This is a genomic window from Actinoplanes derwentensis (assembly GCF_900104725.1).
Taxonomy (GTDB): Bacteria; Actinomycetota; Actinomycetes; order Mycobacteriales; family Micromonosporaceae; genus Actinoplanes; species Actinoplanes derwentensis.
Genome location: NZ_LT629758.1, coordinates 7,121,933 through 7,139,086 on the forward strand (window position 1 = coordinate 7,121,933; position 17,154 = coordinate 7,139,086).

The window sequence follows — 17,154 nt, forward strand, 5'->3', positions numbered from 1 at the left end:
ACGCTAGGCCCTGATCGGCCGGGTCGGAATACCCGTTCGGTGGAGCCGAATGTGCCAACATCACCTGCGCTGACCTCGGGATACACCTCCCACCGCAGTGATCTTGAGCAATGGGAGGCACTTCCCGTCTTTTCCCGGAATGTTCAGACTTTGACGCCGGTCCGGTCCGTGACACGCATTCGGGGAATACCGGCGGCGGAAAGCGGAACATCGGCCAGAACGGGGTCCGTCAGAACAGCGGCGGACAGATCCGGGTCCGCCAGAACCGGGGCGGCCGGAACGGGGCCCGCCGAGGCCGGGCTGATCAGGCTGACCCGGGGGCGAGGGCGTAGCCGCACCCGAATCCGGTCCCCGCTCGCTTTCAGCTCCCAGATCAGGGCGCCGATCGCGGCCAGGAAACTCACCAGGCCCGCCGCCCAGATGCTCGACGACACCCCGAAGTGTTCGCCCCACCAGCCGGACAGGGACGCTCCGATCGGGGTGGTGCCGAGGAAGACCAGCACGTAGAGGGCCATCACCCGGCCCCGGAACTCAGGGGCGACGCCCATCTGGACGCGGTGGTTGCAGCCCTGGGCCAGGTAGATCGAGAAGAAGCCGGTCGGCACCAGCAGCAGTGCGGCGACCACGAAGTTCGGCGCGAACCCGACGGCGATCTCGAAGAGGCCGAAGAGCAGCGCGGCCCCGATGATCAGATAGGGGCCGGGGCGGGAGCTGCGCCGGGTGCCGGCCAGCGCGCCGCCGAGGGAGCCGATGGCCAGAGCCGTGGTGAGCAGGCCGAACGTGGACGGGCCGGCGTTGAAGTCGATCTTCGCGAGGGCGGCCAGGGTGACCGGGAAGTTGAAGCCGATCATGCCGATGACGGCCATCATGCAGATCGGCAGCAGCAGGTCGCGGCGTTTACCGACGTAGCGCAGGCCGTCGATCACCTTCGCGTTGCCGCGGTTCTTGCGCTCGGTCCGGTAGAGGTCGGCGGGCCGCATCCGCACGTAGGTGAAGACCGGGGCGATCGCCAGCACGGTCGAGATCAGGAACACCGCTGGCGTGTTGAGCAGCGCAAGCAACACCCCGGCCAGGGCGGGGCCGCTGATCCGGGCCACGTTGAAGGTGGCCGCGGAGAGGGCCAACGCGTTGGGGAGCAGGTGCAGTTCGACCAGTTCGGAGACGAACGACTGCCGGACCGGGGTCTCGACGGCGTTCGCGATGCCGAGGAACAGCGCGGAGACGAACACGTGCCAGAGTTCGACCACCCCGGCGGCGACGATGATCGCGAAGATGATGGCGAACAGTGCGAACGCCGCGTTCGCCCCGATCAGTAGCTTGCGCTTGTCGTACCGGTCAGCGAGGCGACCGGACCAGAGCGTCAGGACCATGACCGGTACGAACTGGAGCGCGGTCACCATGCCCAGCGCGGCCGGGGAGTCGCCGGAGAGTTCGAGGACCAGCCAGTCCTGTGCGGTGAACATCATCCACACGCCGACCAGCTTGACCAGCTGCCCGATCGTGAAGAGCCGGTAGTTCGGAACCCCTAAGGATCGGAAGGTGGTACCCAAGATCGCCCCTCTTCGTCGTACGCGTCATCGTCGTGTGACGAAGCGGAACGGCGGGGGGCTCGGTGTCAGCCGCGGGCGACCCGCTGCAGGATTTCCGCAGCGTGTGCCAGTGTCTCCCGTTCCTCAGGGGTGAGCCGGGCCAGCTCGACGGCCAGCCACTCGTTGCGGGCTCGCTCGTGGAACGCGTAGACGGCCCGGCCCTCGTCGGTGGGGGCCAGGATGACCTGGCGACCATCGGTGGGGTGGGGGGTCCGCGCGACGAGACCGCGCTCCTCCAGCTTGCCGACGATCTTGGTCATCGTCGGGGGCTGGACCCGCTCCATGTCGGCGAGCTCACGAGGAGTCAGCGCACCGGCCAGTTGGAGGCTGGTCAGCGCGGAGAGCTGACTGAACGTCAGATCGCCGACGGGGCGGGCCTGCCGGACTCGCCGGCTGAACCGGATGATCGCATCCCGCAGCGTTTTGGCCAGCGTGTCGGCCGTGGTGCGCTCCGTCGTCATCACCCGCTCCATCACGGTCCTTAGCCTAGCTAATGAGCATGGCTAACGACATCTGTTTACTCGTATGACAGCCGTCACCGGGCTTGAGCACCCGGTGACGGCTGATAGATCAAAACTCAGAGGATCCAGGATTCCAGGGGGCCCCGGGCGAAGTACAGGACGAACAGGGCGGCGATGCCGTACATCAGGGGGTGGATCTCCTTGATCCGGCCGGTCGCCAGTTTCAGGATGACGTACGTGATGATCCCGGCCCCGATGCCGTTCGAGATCGAATATGTGAACGGCATCAGCGTGACCGTCAGGAACGCCGGCACCGCGATCATGTAGTCCGTCCAGTCGATCTGCCGGACCGTGGTGATCATCAGGAAGCCGACCACCACCAGCGCGGTCGACGCCGCCTCGAACGGAACCACCTTCACCAGCGGCGCGAAGAACATCGCCACCAGGAACAACACACCGGTCACCAGGCTGGCGACACCGGTCCGGGCGCCCTCGCCGACACCGGAGGCACTCTCCACGTACGACGTGTTGCTCGACACGCTCGCCACGCCACCGGCAGCCGCGGCGACCGAGTCGACGAGCAGGATCTCCCGGGTACGCGGGGGCATGCCCTCGGCGTCCAGCAGCTCACCCTCCTGCCCGACCGCGACCATCGTGCCCATCGTGTCGAAGAAGTCCGTCACCAGCAGCGTGAAGATGAACATCAGCACGACCAGCGGACCGGCCGTCGACCACGAGTCGAGCACGTTGAACTCACCCAGCAGCGACAGGTCCGGGGTGTCGATGATCCGGTCGGGCAGCGCCGGTGTGTTCAGCGACCAGCCGCCCGGCTTCGCGACCGCCTCGACGATCATCGCAATCACCGTGGTGCCGAGGATGCCGATCAGGATCGCGCCCTTGACCTTGCGGACGAACAGCACCAGCGTGATCAGCAGACCGATCACGAAGACCACGATCGGCCAGGTCATCAGCTTGCCGCCGGAGCCCAGCTCGACCGGGACGGTGGTGTTGGCGGCGTCCGGCACCCGGTGCACGAAACCCGCGTCGACCAGACCGATGATCATCAGGAAGAGGCCGATGCCCACCCCGATCGCGGTCTTCAACTGGGTCGGTACCGCTTTGAAGACAGCCGTCCGCAGACCGGTCAGCACCAGGATCCCGATCAGCACACCCTCGATGACGACCAGGCCCATCGCGTCGGCCCAGGTCATCTCGGGAGCGATCTCGTAGGCGACCAGCGCGTTCACGCCGAGACCCGCGGCCAGCGCCAGCGGGAACCGGCCCACCACGCCCATCAGGATCGTCATCAGGCCGGCCACCAGCGCGGTTCCCGCGGCCAGGGCCGTGATCGGCAGCTGCGCCCCGGTCTTGTCGGCACCACCGGCCAGGATCAGCGGGTTCAGGACCACGATGTAGGCCATCGTGAAGAACGTGACGACACCGCCACGGACCTCGCGGCTCAGGGTCGAGCCGCGCTGGGATATCTCGAAGTACCTGTCGAAGGCGTTCTTCGCTGAAGAGGCGTCGGTGGAGGCGTTAGTGGACATGAGACCCTTCCGGGTTATGCGCGAGGGAACGCGCGCATGTTGTCAGACCCGGCTGACCTCGGCAAAAACGGGACGATGTTACAACTCTCACGTGCTGCTCGGATGCGATGCGTAGTGGCCGTACCCTGACGGAGTGACTGACCTGTCTCCCGCCACGCAAACCGGGCATACGCTGCCGGCGGCTCTCGCCGTGGTGACCGGGACGAAACCGCGCCCCGCACCACTCGACCCGCCGATGGTCCCGTTCGCACTGACCGGGGCCGCCGCCTTCGCCGTGGCCCTGCTGTCCACCTGGCTGGGCGGGGCGCCGGACTCCATCGTTCAGATCTGCCTGGCCGGCCTGCTCTGGGGCATTCCGGGCACGCTGACGATGGTCGTGCACGATCGGAACCGGAAACGCCGCCGGGCTCTGACCCACCCGGAGTTCCACACCACCGACTAGCTGTGGCCGTAATCCTCGGCCGGCTCGCCCGACTCCACTGAGCCGTGCCCGCGACTGACCGCGACCGCCTCGACCTCGCTGTCGTCATAGACCGTGGGCAGCTCGTCGACCGGCTGCTCGGCCGCGCTGAGCAGCGCCTCCGAGTGGGCGCCGCAACCGTGGTCGGCGGCGACCGCACGACCGTCGTCGGGCGCGTAGAGGTTGCCGCAGACACCGAACATCAGCCGCATCGAACCGGCCAGCGGAAGATAGAAGCCGCAGGCGCCGCAGCGCGCGTTCCGCGGGGCCGCCGTCGAGATCGGGGCCTCGGGGCCGGCGTCGCCGTCATACCACCGCTGGGCGGTCTCCATCCGGCCGTCCTGCGACATCACCCGGGACCGGCCCAGGCCCAGCTCCCAGGAGACCTCCTCGACCGCGGCGTCGTCGCTGAGCACGTAACCCGGGGCCAGCCGGTCGTCGTCGGCCGCGGTCGGCATGAGATCGCCGACACCGAGGTCACCGGGCTGGACCCGCTCGTTCCACGGCACCCAGCCGGGCGCGAGCAGCGCGTCGGAGCCGGGCAGCAGCACCGTCTCGCAGACCGTGACGTGCCGGCTGCGCGGGACACGGGTCACCGTGACCGCCCACCGCCAGCCCTTGTATCCGTCGAGGTGACTTTCAAAGAAGTGAGTGACCACACGGTCACCCTCGGCAACGACTTCCAGATGGTCACCGATGTCGGTGGGGTCCACTTCGGTGATGGCTCCACGGGCCACCCCGACAGCATCGGCACAGACCTGGTCGAGTCGGGCGGCGCGGGCGGCGGTCCTCAGAGTCACCCACCCATTGTTGCCTACCGAACCCCGGAGCCCGCAACGACTCCCCAGATAACCCGGACAGCCAGGGCCTTGCGGATCGCCGGGCCCCGGAACGGGACGCGGGTCGCCCACATCAGTCAGGATGGTTCCATGCCGCTGCTTCCCACGCTCGGACGCACCGTCGGCACCGGCGTCAAAGCCGCCCGGCTGCTGGTGCGCGGCTCGGTGCGCGGTGGCGCCTGGGCCACCCGCCGGGTCGGCTCCGCCCGGGCCCGCGGAGCCGCCAACGAGGTCGGCATGATCCGCCTCTTCGACCTGCACGCGGTCTCCTGCGCCGGTGACGCGCTCATCGCGATCGGCCTCGCCGGGACGATCTTCAGCGTCCCGCTCGGTGAGGCCCGCAGCCAGGTCGCGCTCTATCTGCTGATCACGATGGTGCCGTTCGCCCTGCTCGCGCCGGTGGTCGGTCCGCTGCTCGACCACTTCCGGCACGGCCGGCGGTACGCGCTCGCCGCCACGTTCCTCGGGCGGGCCTTCCTCGCCTACGTGATGGCCGACAACCTGCTCGGCTGGGGGCTCTATCCGGCGGCCTTCGGCGTGCTGGCCCTGTCCCGGGCCTACGGGGTGGCCCGCTCCGCCGCCGTCCCCCGCCTGCTGCCCGAGGGGGTCGGACTGTCCCAGGTCGGCGCCCGCGCCAGTGTCTACGGCACCTTCGCCGGCATCCTGGTCGCCCCGATCGGCCTGCTCGCCTTCAAGTTCGGGCCACAGTGGCCGCTGCGTGTCGCCGCCCTCATCTTCCTGGCCGGCATGATCGTGGCGCTGCGCCTGCCACCTCGCGCCGACTCGGATCCGCCGGAAGCCCTGCCCCTCGCCTGGCGCACCCTGCTGGGCATCGGCCGCGGCACCGACCGCCCCCTCTCCGGCAAGCTGGTCGTCGCCACCCTGATCGGCAGCACCAGCCTCCGGCTCCTCTACGGCTTCCTGCTGCTCTTTCTCACCTTCGCGATCATGGGTGGCCAGCTGGACACCTCCCTCGCGGGCTGGGAACCGGGCCGGGGCACCGCGGTCGGCCTGGTCGGCGGCGCCCTCGTCCTCGGCACGTTCCTGTCCACCGCGGCCGGCACCAGCCTGCGCATCCGCCGCCCGCTGGCCCTCCAGTCCGGCGGCATCGTCGTCACCGCCGCCGTGGCCGTCCTCACCACGATCTTCTTCAACCTGGCGATGGTGACAGTGCTCGCGCTGGTCACCGCGATCTTCAGCGGCATCGCCAAACTGGCCGTCGACGCCAGCATCCAGGAACGCGTCAGCGAACGGCAGCGGGCCACCGCGTTCGCCCACTCGGAAACCGCCCTGATGCTGGCGTGGGTGGCCGGCGGCGGGCTCGGCCTCATCCCTGTCGCCGGGCGGCTCGGCATCGGCTTTGCGGCCCTGCTGGCCGTCCTCGCGGCAGCCCGGGCCGTCTGGTCCGCCACCCGCCTGCACAACGAGCGCCTGGCTGGCCGCCCCGGAGCCGCCCCCACCGACGACCTCCTCTCCGAGGACACTTCTGCCGGTACGACGGAAGCCCACCCGTCCACACCCCAGGCCCAGCCCCGCGACCAGCACTCCGGCCCCGCTTCCCCCGCCGTCGACCCCTGGGCCACCGACCCCTGGGACGCCCCCGACGATCCGGGCTTCGCGACCCCGCCCCGAGCCGCCGACCCGCCACCCGCGCAGCGGGCCCGCACCGACGCCGAACGCACGCAGCGGCTGGACACCGAGCCGGAGCCCACCGAAAAGCGCTGGTGGCGAAGCAAGCGCAAGAGCACTGCCACCTCGCGACCGGGGATCGTCCGCGAACGACGTTCAGCAGAACGCGCAGCCGACGAGCCGACCTCCAGCCCCGAATCCGGCAGACGTGCCGGTGGCCGCGGTGCGGAGCCCGACACAGCGACCAGCCGGCCCGAGCCCGGCGGACCAGGCGGACCCGGCGGGCCGGCGGCGCCTCCCGGGTACCACGTCTACCGGCCCTCCTCCGTCGGCTCCGAAGACTCCGCGAAGGGCGAGGACCTGTGAGCCCGTACCCGATCCTGGTAGTGACCGCGGTGAACGCCGAGGCCGAAGCCTTCCGGGCCCTCCTCGACCCGGAGAAGATCGTGGTCGAGGCCGCCGGCGTCGGCCCGGCCGCGGCCGCCGCGGGAACCGCGCGCCTGCTCGCCTCCCGCCCGTACCGTGCGGTGCTGAGCGCCGGGATCGCCGGCGGTTTCCCGGGCCGCGCCGACGTCGGCAGCCTGGTGATCGGCGTCCGCAGTATCGCCGCCGATCTGGGCGCGGAATCCCCGGACGGTTTCCTGCCGATCGAGGAACTCGGCTTCGGCAGCAGCGTTCTGGAAGCCGATCCGTCCCTGGTCAAGGCCCTGTGTGCGGCTCTCCCCGAGGCGGCCCCCGGCGACATCCTCACCCTGGCCACCGTCACCGGCACAGCCGGGACCACCGACCGTCTGGCGGCCCGCTTCCCGCACGCGGTCGCCGAAGCCATGGAGGGTTACGGCGTGGCGGTGGCAGCCGAGGGCGCCGGAGTTCCGTTCGCCGAACTACGCGCGATCTCCAACCCGGTGGGCCCCCGCAACCGAGCCGCCTGGCGCATGGCCGACGCCTTCGCCGCTCTCCGAACCGCGGCCCCGGCCCTGAACACCCTCCCCTGACTTCTCGTCCCGGATTTGACGCGGGAAGCGTTTACACGGAAGTTGTTGCTGTTGACGATCTATGCCGTCATGCTGCGCTGAACGCGTGTGATCGGGGCCACCTTTCACCGCTCGTATCGGAGCGAGGCATCGATGGCAGACGTGAGCGCCGGCACCCGGGCTCGACTGATCGGCGCGGGTTACGCGGCGCAGGGCCTCGGTTATGCGGCTGTGGTCACGGCGTTGCCGACGTTCAAGGACCGGCAGGGTATCGACGACACGTTCGTCTCGGTGATCCTGCTGCTGGTGGTGCTGGCGGCGGCCGGTGGTTCAGTGCTGGCCGATCAGGTGGCCGCCCGCTGGGGCAGCCGGTACGCCCTGTCGTCCGGACTGTTCCTGGTCGGTGCGGGACTGGCGGGCACCACGTTCTGGTCACCCAACGCGGTCTTCGCGGCGATCTTTCTGGCGTACGGCGTGGGCCTGGGCGCGGTCGACGCGTCGCTGAGCATGCAGGGGGTGCTGGTGCAGGCCCAGCTGGGCCGCAGTGTGATGAGCCGGTTGTTCGCCGCGTACACGGCCGCCGCGATCGCCGCCGCACTACTGATGTCGGGCGCGCTGGAGACGGGTGCGGGCGCGTCGGTGGCGGTCGGTGTGGCTGCGATCTTCGCGGTGCTGGTGGGGCTGGTGGGCTGGCGATCGTTCGTACCCGGTCGTACCGAACGGTCCAGTGTGGTGCATGCCGAGGGTGGCCGCGCCGTACGGCCGATCGTCCTGATCTGTGGGATGTTGATCTTCACGGCGTTCCTGGTGGACTCGGCGATCAGCACGTGGAGTTCGGTCTACCTGCACGACTCACTGTCGGCGGCGGCCTCGGTGGCGCCACTGGGCTACGCCGCCTATCAGGGCGCCGTGCTGGTCAGCCGCCTGGTCGCCGACCACGTGGTGCCCCGAGCCGGCCGGGTGCCGGTCGCGATCGGCGCGCTGGTGGCGTGCGGCATCGGCTGCGCACTGGTGGTGACCCTGCCGGTGCTGGGCGCCGCGATGGCCGGTTTCACGATCGCCGGAATCGGGGTCGGCGTGCTGGTGCCACTGGCGTTCAGTGCGGCCGGCGAGGCGGCTCAGGGCAGCAGCGACGAGGTGATCGCGAAGGTGAACCTGTTCAACTACGGCGGGGCGCTGCTCGGCGCGGTGCTGCTGGGCGCCCTGTCCGAACCGATCGGCCTCCGGTGGGCGTTCCTGATCCCGGTGGTGGCGGTGATCGCGACGTTGCCGCTGGCCCGCCGCCTGCGAAACCTGACCGCACCCCAGCCCGCCGTGAGCTGACCGGCCGACTGGTCCGCGGTGGCTAAGCTGTGGCCGTGCCGAAGCTGGTGGATCACGACCTGAGACGGGCGGAGCTACTGGCGGCCGCCTGGCGGGTGGTCCGCTCACGCGGCGTCGAAGGCACCACGACCCGGGCGATCGCCGACGAGGCCGGCTGCTCGCTGAGTGTGCTGGCCCATTTCCTGGGCGGCAAGGACGACATACTGGTCGCGGCGCAGAAGGCGGTCTACGACCGAATAGTGGAGCGGGCCTTCGAGATCGGCGGCGACCTGTTCGGCCTGGACGGTCTGCGGGCAGCGCTGGAGGCGGTGCTCCCCCTGGACGAGGAGCGCGCCGCCGACGCCCATGTGAACGTGGCGTTCGCCGGCGCCGCCCTGTCCCATCCCCGGCTGGCCGAGTCCCGCCGCGACTCCCACCGCTCGATAAGGGTCCACCTGCTGAACTGCCTCCGCGAGGCCCGCGAGTTGGGCGAGCTGCGCTCCGGCGTGGACGACGAGGTGGTGATCGACGACTTCATCATCCTGGTCGAGGGCAGCACCCTGCTGAGCCTGGTGGACGGCTGGGCCGAGGAGGGCCGCTCCGAACGCCTCTCCCACCTGGCCGACCAGTTCACCGACCAGCTACGCACCTGACCGTCCCGCCCCCGGCCTCCGGCTCCCGTCACCCACCGGTTCCCCACGCCGCAAACCGAACACGGAACCCCACGCAAACCGAAAGCCATGTGCCCCGCAAACCGAAAGCCTAAGTTCCCGCAGATCGAAAGCCGACGGCTATCATGATGCGTGGCCACACCGCGCATCATTCCCCGCCGCGCCGCTGCCCAGGTGAACGCCGCGCTGGCTGATACCCGCGTGGTTCTGGTCAGTGGCGCACGCCAGGCAGGCAAGAGCACCCTCGTCCGCATCGTCGCCGGAGACCGGCTCGCCGAGCGTCGCGACCTGGACCGAGCACAGGACCGGGCTGCGGCATCCGCCGACCCGATCGGCTTCGTCGATGCTCCCGAGTTGCTGGTCATCGATGAGATTCAGCGTGACCCGGGGCTGCTGTTGGCGATCAAAGCCGCCGTCGACGAAGATCCTCGCCCCGGCCGGTACCTGCTCACCGGATCATCTCGGCTGTTCGGTCTGGCGGCAGCTCCGGACGCGCTACCCGGCCGGATGGAAACGGTCGAACTCTGGCCGTTCTCGCAGGGCGAACTCGACGACGAACCGGACGGTTTCATCGATGCGGTCTTCTCCGCCGGTCCTGGCCTAAGGCACGAGTCACAGGTCACCCGGGCCGACTATGCGGCCAGAATAGTGCGGGGTGGCCTACCCGAAGCCACGGTCCGCAACGATCCTCGACGGCGCCAACGGTTCTTCGATTCGTACATCCAGGCGCTCATCGATCGTGATGTCCGGCAGCTCTCCGACATCCAGCACAAAGGCGAGATGCGCAAGCTGGTACGGATACTGGCGGCACGCTCGGCGACCGTCATCGGCGCCAACTCACTCGAGTCCGCACTCGGACTGAGCAGGCCGACGATCGCGCGCTACCTTCAGGCACTCGAGGAGATCTTCCTCGTCAAACGGATCCCCGGCTGGTCACGCAATCTCGGCACCAGAGCCACCGCCGCCTCGAAGTTGATATTCGTCGACTCGGGCATCGCCGCCGGTGAACTCGCGACCGACGCGCGGGCCCTGCTTCGACCCGGAGCACCGTTCGGTCCGTTGCTCGAGTCGTTCGTGCTGTCCGAGTTGGCCCGTCAACTCACCTGGTCCGAACAGCTGGTGGATCTGTCGCACTACCGCGACCAGGCCAAGTACGAGGTCGACGCGGTACTCGAGAACAGATCGGGTCAGGTCGTGGGCATCGAGGTCAAAGCAGCCACCACCGTCGGTCCCGACGACTTCCGCGGGCTGCGCCGCCTCGCCGAACGCCTCGGCGACGACTTCATCACCGGCATCGTCCTCTACACGGGTTCCGCCACCCTGCCGTTCGGCGACAAACTCCGCGCCATGCCGGTCAGTTCCCTCTGGCAGATCCCCGCTCCGGCGACAGGCTGAGTAGTTGCTCATGGAGCTAAGTCGGGAACATCCCCTGGACGGGCTGGAGAACGTCCCATGGGCGGACCTCCTCGGCCCGGACGATGCGGCGGAGCTGGTAGCGGCGCTGCGTGAGCTGGCCGAGGAGGGCGGCAGCGACCACCGGATCTACGACGTCCTGGAGGACGGCGACAACTTCGACCACTACTGGTTCGCGACAGTGGCCGCCAAACCCGAAGGTCTCCGGCCCGCAGCCGTGCCCGCGCTCCGCTTTCTGGCCCGGATCGCGGCACAGCCGTCCGGAGTCGGGAGCTGGTCAGCGCTGGATCTGGTCGAGACCATCGTGGACGCGGCTCTGGACCGTCCGACCATGACCGGCGACGAGCTCGACGCGTTGGTCGACGGTCTGCGCGCGGAGTTCGACACGGCCCGGCCCGCGCTGGCCGAAGCGGACCGGCAGAGCCACGGTGAAGTGTCCATTCCCCGGCTGGTGGCCGAGGTGGACGCCGGGGTCCGGCTGGGGGGCGCCTACGAGCCGCGCTGGCGCGGGGTGGCCCGGCCGCTGGTGGAGAGCCCCACCGGCCGGCTTGTCACGGCTGGCGGGATGCTCGTCACCCAGGAGAAGGGCGGCCTGGTCTTCCGTTCGCTGGACGACGGCACGCCGATCCACGTGTTCGACTACCCCGGGGCCGAGAAGGCCTGGCCGTTCGCCGGTTCCCGTTCCGACCCGGGCCTGCGGGACGCCGAGACCGAACTCTGGGCCACGCCGTTCGCGGACGCCGACGGCCCCGGTGTGCTCACTGTGGAAGCCCGCGGTCGCGACGCCCTTCTGTGGCGGCTGGACGGCACCGGCTGGCGTGCGATTCCCCTGGTCCGCTCCGGTTGGCGGCTACGGTCACCGGCCCGGCGGGTGGACGTGGTCGCCGCGTACGGCGGCACCTGTTTTGTCGGTTACGCCGACAACGTGGTCCTCAGTTTCGACGCCCGCTCCGGCATGCTGTCCGGCGAGCCGATCACGCTGCCCCGAGGTGCGCGGCATCTGGCCGCCGACGGCACGCACATGACGGTTCTGCTCCACCATAGCGGGAGCGGGCCGAACCTGATCCGGATCGACCTCGCCACCGGCCGGCTCGTGGAACCTACGGCCGGCCCGGCCGACACGCTCCCCTTCGGCTATCACTCGCAGGGCCGTCCGCACCTGGTCTTCAAGAACGGGTTCACCCCCGGACCGCAGCTGCATCGGGTCGACGCAGGGTCGAATGCCGAGGTCGGGCAGCCGATCAGAGTCGGTGACCTGAACGGGTTCTGTGTCTACGAGGTGGGTGGACGGCCCTGCCTCGCGGTGGCGGGGCTCCGGCAGGTGCACCGGTTCGACGCAGAGACCGGGGAGCCGATCGGCCGGCCGCTGTTCGGGCATCGGCGGATCGTGCTGGACGTGGTGTCCGCGGTGGTGGACGGGCGGCCGACGCTCTATTCGGCGGACGGTGCGACCGTGCGCCGCTGGGACGCCGAGACCGGCATCCCCTGGCCCGCGCCGATCCCGTGACGACGTTCCGGGGCGCGGGCTGACGGTCCGCGCCCCGGCCGGTCAGCTGCCGGCCGACTGGGCGGTGATCAGGTCGCGGTACCAGAAGTAGGAGTCCTTCGGGGTTCGTTTCAGGGTGTCGAAGTCGACGTGGATCAGGCCGAAACGTTCGTCGAAGCCGGCTGCCCACTCGAAATTGTCGAGGGCCGACCACACGTAGTAGCCGTCCACTCGTACCCCGGCGGTGATGGCATCGGCCACCGCCCGCAAGTGGGCGTCCAGGTAGGCGATCCGCCGCTCGTCGTGGACCCGGCCGTCGGGGCCGGGGTCGGCGTCGTGGAACGACGCACCGTTCTCGGTGATGAACACCGGCGGCAGCCCGGGATAACGATCGCGCAGCGTCACCAGGATCTCGGTCAGGCCGGCCGGCACGATCGCCCAGCCGAAGTCGGTGCGCTCGTCGCTCTTCACCGGGACCGGCGAGAACGGCATGTCGGTCGGAATGTCCACTTCGAGCACACCGCTGTAGTCCTTGCCGGCCCGCGGTGCCTCGATCATCGTCGGCTCGTAGTAGTTCACGCCGTAGAAGTCGAGTCGCGCTTTGATCAGCTCCAGGTCCCGATCCAACTGGGCGCCCTCGGTCCCGACCCCGGCCCGGATCATCTCGTTCGGATAGTCACCGAGCAGGATCGGGTCGGAGAAGGTCCAGTTCGTCAGCTCGGAGAAGAGCGTCGCCGCGGCGACGTCCTCGGGGGCGTCGGTGGCGGGCGAGACCGGGAAGTGCTGGCTGGCGACGCCGACGGTCCGAGCGCCGTGGGTACGAAGGACCTGCACCGCCAATCCGTGGGCCAGCAGCTGGTGGTGCCCGGCCGGAAGCGCGCCGAGACCGAGGCCGCGAGCGGGGGCGTGGTCGGCGAGCGCGTACCCGTACAGGGTGTGCACGTTCATCTCGTTCATGGTGATCCAGTCGCGCACCCGATCACCGAGCCGCAGCACCAGCGTGCTGGTGTAGTCGGCGAGCCGGTGGGCGGTGTCCCGGTTCATCCAGCCGCCGGTGTCCTCCAGTTCCTGCGGGAGGTCCCAGTGGTAGAGCGTCGGCACGGGCCGCAGCCCGGCTTCGATGATCGTGTCGACGAGCCGGTCGTAGAAGCCGAGGTCACCGGCGAGCACCCGAGGCCACGAGAAGGAGAACCGGTAGTCCTGCACCCCGGCGCCGGCGATGAGCTGGATGTCCTCGGCGAACCGGTGGTAGTGGTCGATCGCCACCCGGCCGTCCTGCCCGTGCCGGACCGTACCGCCACCAGAGGTGAAGGTGTCCCAGATACTCGGGCCCTTGCCGGCGAGAGAAGCCGCGCCTTCGATCTGGTAGGCCGACGTCGACATGCCGAACCGGAAGCCGGGTGGAAACTGGGGGTACACAGTGGATCCTTTCAGCGGAGCGTTTTCAAGCGAGGGAGCAAGATCAGCGCGACCAGCGCAAAGGCAGCGGTGACCAGGTACAACGTCCGGTACCCGCCGAGTCCGGTGACGATCGGCGCGGCGAGGACCGGGGCGAGCAGCTGGGGCAGGGTGCCGGCGATGTTGGCGACGCCGAGCATGGTGGCCCGGGTCTCGGCGTCCGGCAGGACTCCAGTGATCACCGCCATGTCGACCGCGATGTAGGCGCCCCAGCCCACCCCGACCAGCGCCGAGGCCACCAGCACCACGGGCACGGTCGGGGCGAGTGCCATCAGGGTGGTCCCGGCGGCCAGGAGGATCGCCCCGGCCACCACGAAGACCTTCCGGCGTTCCCAGCGGTCCGACAGCATGCCCCCGACGAAGCCGCAGATGCCGGCGAAGAGCACGTTCACCACGGTCAGGACGAGCACCCAGGTCGCCGCGTCCGTCACCTGCACCTGGTCGGACAAGAAGTAAAGGAGGTAGACCAGGACCAGGGCGTTGACCAGGTTGAGCAGGAACCGGATGACCCAGGCCCAGACGAACTGCCCGCCCGGCCAGCGCAGCCGTGTTTTGGACGACCGGACAACCGCACCCTCCCGGTTGATGATCAGGAGGGTGGCGCCGAGGGCCGGCACCGCGACGGCCACCGCGATGTAGCCGAGGGTCTCGTCACCGACCGCTACCGCGACGGCGGTGCCGAGGATGACGCCGACGATCTGGGCGACTCCGAAGAGCGCCCCGACCGTGCCGCGCTGCTGTTCGGGCACCCGGTCGCCGATCAGCGCGGCCAATGCGGCGAGTGGCCCGTTGAGCCCGACCTGGACCAGGATCCAGCCGGTCACCATGACCGGTGTGGTGTTCGCGGCCGAGAGGGTGAGCAGGCCGGCGACGCCGACCACGGTGCCGGCCACGAAGATCGGCCGGCGGGAGCCCAGCCGGTCGGAGAGCATCCCCCACAGCGGATTGGCCACCATGGACGCTGCCGCGCCCCAGGCGGTGACCACGGCGAGCAGTGCTTCCTTGCCGCCGTCACCGGCCAGCCGGGCCGCCTGCTCGGGGAGCAGGATCTGAATCGGCCCGAACCAGCCGGCGGCGACGCCGATCATGGCGAGCGCGTACGCCACCATCCATCGGCGCCGCACCGGCGCTGCGGCGAGCAGGGTCACGCACGTGCCCTTTCCCACATCACCGTGTAGGCCTCAGCGCCGCTGAGCAGTTGCTTCTTCAGTGCCGGGCCGTCGGTTCCGGCCTGGTTGATCAGGTCGGTGACCCAGTCGGTGTAGAGGCCGTACTGGGCGACGCCGTCGGTGTTGAGGTCGAAGGTCCGGGTCCCCATCACCTGCTTGTTGACGGTGGTGCCGTTGACGGCGGTGAACGGGTAGGTGAGCGGGCTGGACCCGGCATTCAGGCGGGGGGCTGCCTGCGGGCCCAGCCCGTTCACGTCGGTGCCGACCCCGTACCCGGTGATCTTCGAGCCGTTGGCGAGAGCCCGGTGGGTCCGCCACTCGTCCAGGAAGGTCGGCGTGCCCTGGCCGTCGTCGCTGGCCGAGAACGCGTAGCTGGCGACGAAGCCGCCGATGCCGAGCATCCGGTTGATCAGGGCCGGGTCGGCCCAGGTGTGCACCGAGGCGACACCCGGGTAGTTCGCCTGGGCGGCGATGTCGAGGACCGCGGACGCGGTCTTCACTCCCATGTGGTCCAGGTGGATGATCATGCCCCGGTCGATCATTTGATTGATCAGGTACGAACCGAGCGAGGTCAAGCCACGGGTGTTGCAGATCTGCCCGCTCGGGTAGACCGGCAGGATCGTGCCGGCCGGCAGGCCCACCCCGAGTTGCAGCAGCCGCGCGATGTCGTCACTGACCAGCGGCTGCTCATTGTCGGACGGGCCGGTGCAGCTGGTCGCCTGCCACCAGTGACCGGTGGAGATCAGGTTGCCGACGTTGATCGCGGCGCCGGTGACGCCCTCGTCGAAGCGGGTGCCGCCGAACGCGTTGTCGAACTTGTGCACCGGGTAGAGCCCGCTGACTCCCAGGGCCTGCAGTTCGTTGAGCCCGGCGTCGATGTCGGCGGTGGTGCACTGCGCGACACCGTTGATCTCACGGCAGCCGAAGAGTTCGGAGTTCTCCACCCCGATCGTGACGGCCAGTTTGCCCTGGGCCGCGATCGATCGTACGTCCGCAGGGGTTTTCGCCAGGCGGAAGAAGCCCTTGCCCGGACCGCCGCTGCGGGCGTCGATGTAGTCCTGCATCTTCTGCAGGTAGACGGCCTGCGCGCGGATCTGGTCCATCTCGTCGCAGGAGGTGTGCTCAGGCGTCAACTCGCAGATCACCCGGTTGGCGACCAGCAGCACGTTGAGTACCCGCTGGCCGGACTTCCAGGTCCGCTCCAGGCTGCGGAAATAGGACGCCTGGTGCAGCAGCGTGTCGTTCTGCGGCCAGTCGGTGAAGGTGGGCCAGCCGTCCTCGGCCGAGTTGATCGGGTCGGTGCCGGCGATGATGGCTTCCAGCAGGGCGCCCCAGCCGAGGGTCCCGTGCGAGGCGCAACCTTTGAGGGCGACAGCGACACCCCCGGGGGCGTACGCGTCACCGCAGCTCAGTGACCCGCCGAAGGCCTCACCGGCGGTGACGTGCGCGTGTGCGTCGATCCAGCCGACCAGTTTGCCGCTGGAGTCGACACCGGCGGCCGGGGTGCCGCTGACGCCGGTGGCGATGTCCGGGATCGCGGCGCACCCGGTGGCCGGCGCGAGCTTGAAGGTGGCGCTGCCGCTGCCGAGGCCGCCCAGGTAGGAACCCATCTGCTGGCTGGTCTCGGTGCTGACGAACTTGTAGGAGCTGCCGTCGGTGCTGACCGTCCAGTCAGCGCGGGGCCCGTAGTCGGCGCCGGCCCACACCCAGTTCGCCACGCTCTGGTACGGAGGTGCACCGTCGCCGTCGCGGAGCAGGTATCGCCCGAGTTGGGTGGCCTCCAGCCGGAACGGTTCGGCGCTGGCCACCGCGCTCTTGAAGCCGTAGCCGACCGAGTCCTTCCAGACGTAGCCGAGGGAGTTCGATCCGTTGAAAGCCTGGAGGGTGACGCAAGCGCCCTCCAGGTCGTAGGCGGGTGTCCAGCTAGCGGCGGCGCGGGCGGGCACGGGGAGCCCACCGACGAGGCCGATCACCAGGACACCCGCGACCAGCGAACGCGGCACGAGGCACCCCCTTTGGTCGATCACTTGATCCAACAAAACGGAGTGTAAGAAGCGCCACACCTCCGAGGCCAGAGGTGGACGTGAATATTTTTGGGGAGAGGCCTTCTGTGGCGTACGCCGCGCTACCGAGCACCCGGCACAAACCGGCACTAG

At 69.5% G+C, this 17,154-nt stretch carries 14 protein-coding genes; 7 read left to right on the top strand and 7 right to left on the bottom strand.

Translation table 11 applies throughout. From position 1 onward, the window contains the following. Positions 1–143: 143 nt before the first annotated feature. The 3 genes from BLU81_RS31325 to BLU81_RS31335 form a co-directional block, all read right to left on the bottom strand. The gene (locus BLU81_RS31325) at positions 144–1,550 is read right to left on the bottom strand and encodes an MFS transporter (RefSeq protein ID WP_092549359.1); all 1,407 of its coding nucleotides are present in this window, start codon (positions 1,548–1,550) and stop codon (positions 144–146) included. Between the two features lie 65 nt (positions 1,551–1,615). Further along, positions 1,616–2,050: a MarR family winged helix-turn-helix transcriptional regulator gene (locus tag BLU81_RS31330; RefSeq protein ID WP_092557884.1), complete on the bottom strand. Its 435-nt coding sequence runs from the start codon at positions 2,048–2,050 to the stop codon at positions 1,616–1,618. Positions 2,051–2,166: 116 nt separating this feature from the next. Beyond that, positions 2,167–3,597, bottom strand: coding sequence for an NCS2 family permease (locus BLU81_RS31335; protein WP_092549362.1), 1,431 nt, complete (start codon positions 3,595–3,597; stop codon positions 2,167–2,169). A gap of 133 nt (positions 3,598–3,730) precedes the next feature. On the opposite strand from BLU81_RS31335, the gene BLU81_RS31340 reads away from it, so the two are divergent. Then, complete coding sequence (locus tag BLU81_RS31340) at positions 3,731–4,039, top strand: DUF2530 domain-containing protein (protein ID WP_373873286.1); 309 nt, start codon at positions 3,731–3,733, stop codon at positions 4,037–4,039. Here the strand turns inward: BLU81_RS31340 and BLU81_RS31345 are convergent. Further along, on the bottom strand, positions 4,036–4,857 hold the full coding sequence (locus tag BLU81_RS31345; protein WP_172890655.1) for a DUF3027 domain-containing protein: 822 nt from the start codon (positions 4,855–4,857) through the stop codon (positions 4,036–4,038). The genes BLU81_RS31340 and BLU81_RS31345 overlap by 4 nt on opposite strands. Positions 4,858–4,986: 129 nt before the next feature. Here BLU81_RS31345 and BLU81_RS31350 point away from each other — a divergent pair, with 129 nt between their 5' ends. The 6 genes from BLU81_RS31350 to BLU81_RS31375 all read left to right on the top strand — a co-directional run bounded on the left by BLU81_RS31350 (position 4,987) and on the right by BLU81_RS31375 (position 12,392). After that, positions 4,987–6,891, top strand: a complete 1,905-nt coding sequence (locus tag BLU81_RS31350; RefSeq protein ID WP_092557888.1) for an MFS transporter — start codon at positions 4,987–4,989, stop codon at positions 6,889–6,891. Then, a complete protein-coding gene (locus BLU81_RS31355; RefSeq protein WP_092549368.1) occupies positions 6,888–7,520 on the top strand; it encodes a futalosine hydrolase in 633 nt (210 codons plus the stop codon). The genes BLU81_RS31350 and BLU81_RS31355 overlap by 4 nt, the downstream gene beginning before the upstream one ends. Positions 7,521–7,652: 132 nt before the next feature. Next, complete coding sequence (locus BLU81_RS31360; protein ID WP_092557890.1) at positions 7,653–8,822, top strand: MFS transporter; 1,170 nt, start codon at positions 7,653–7,655, stop codon at positions 8,820–8,822. Between the two features lie 35 nt (positions 8,823–8,857). Then, on the top strand, positions 8,858–9,454 hold the full coding sequence (locus BLU81_RS31365) for a TetR/AcrR family transcriptional regulator (RefSeq protein WP_092557892.1): 597 nt from the start codon (positions 8,858–8,860) through the stop codon (positions 9,452–9,454). Between the two features lie 150 nt (positions 9,455–9,604). After that, positions 9,605–10,867: an ATP-binding protein gene (locus BLU81_RS31370; protein ID WP_092549371.1), complete on the top strand. Its 1,263-nt coding sequence runs from the start codon at positions 9,605–9,607 to the stop codon at positions 10,865–10,867. A gap of 10 nt (positions 10,868–10,877) precedes the next feature. Continuing rightward, positions 10,878–12,392 (top strand): hypothetical protein, encoded by a 1,515-nt coding sequence (locus BLU81_RS31375; protein ID WP_092549374.1) that lies wholly within the window; start codon positions 10,878–10,880, stop codon positions 12,390–12,392. Between the two features lie 42 nt (positions 12,393–12,434). Here BLU81_RS31375 and BLU81_RS31380 read toward each other — a convergent pair whose 3' ends face one another. Genes BLU81_RS31380 through BLU81_RS31390 form a run of 3 tightly spaced genes read right to left on the bottom strand, consistent with a single transcriptional unit; the run spans position 12,435 to position 17,001 of the window. Then, positions 12,435–13,790: a GH1 family beta-glucosidase gene (locus BLU81_RS31380; RefSeq protein WP_092549377.1), complete on the bottom strand. Its 1,356-nt coding sequence runs from the start codon at positions 13,788–13,790 to the stop codon at positions 12,435–12,437. 11 nt (positions 13,791–13,801) lie between these two features. Then, entirely contained in the window at positions 13,802–14,977 is a 1,176-nt protein-coding gene (locus BLU81_RS31385; protein WP_231953604.1) for an MFS transporter, read from the bottom strand. Next, positions 14,974–17,001 (bottom strand): amidohydrolase family protein, encoded by a 2,028-nt coding sequence (locus BLU81_RS31390; protein WP_092549380.1) that lies wholly within the window; start codon positions 16,999–17,001, stop codon positions 14,974–14,976. The genes BLU81_RS31385 and BLU81_RS31390 overlap by 4 nt, the downstream gene beginning before the upstream one ends. Positions 17,002–17,154 lie beyond the last annotated feature (153 nt).

Coding starts and splice junctions, on each gene's coding strand:
- BLU81_RS31330 (WP_092557884.1), bottom strand. CDS start 2,050: ATGACGACGGAGCGCACCACGGCCGACACGCTGGCCAAAACGCTGCGG.
- BLU81_RS31335 (WP_092549362.1), bottom strand. CDS start 3,597: ATGTCCACTAACGCCTCCACCGACGCCTCTTCAGCGAAGAACGCCTTC.
- BLU81_RS31350 (WP_092557888.1), top strand. CDS start 4,987: ATGCCGCTGCTTCCCACGCTCGGACGCACCGTCGGCACCGGCGTCAAA.
- BLU81_RS31360 (WP_092557890.1), top strand. CDS start 7,653: ATGGCAGACGTGAGCGCCGGCACCCGGGCTCGACTGATCGGCGCGGGT.
- BLU81_RS31375 (WP_092549374.1), top strand. CDS start 10,878: ATGGAGCTAAGTCGGGAACATCCCCTGGACGGGCTGGAGAACGTCCCA.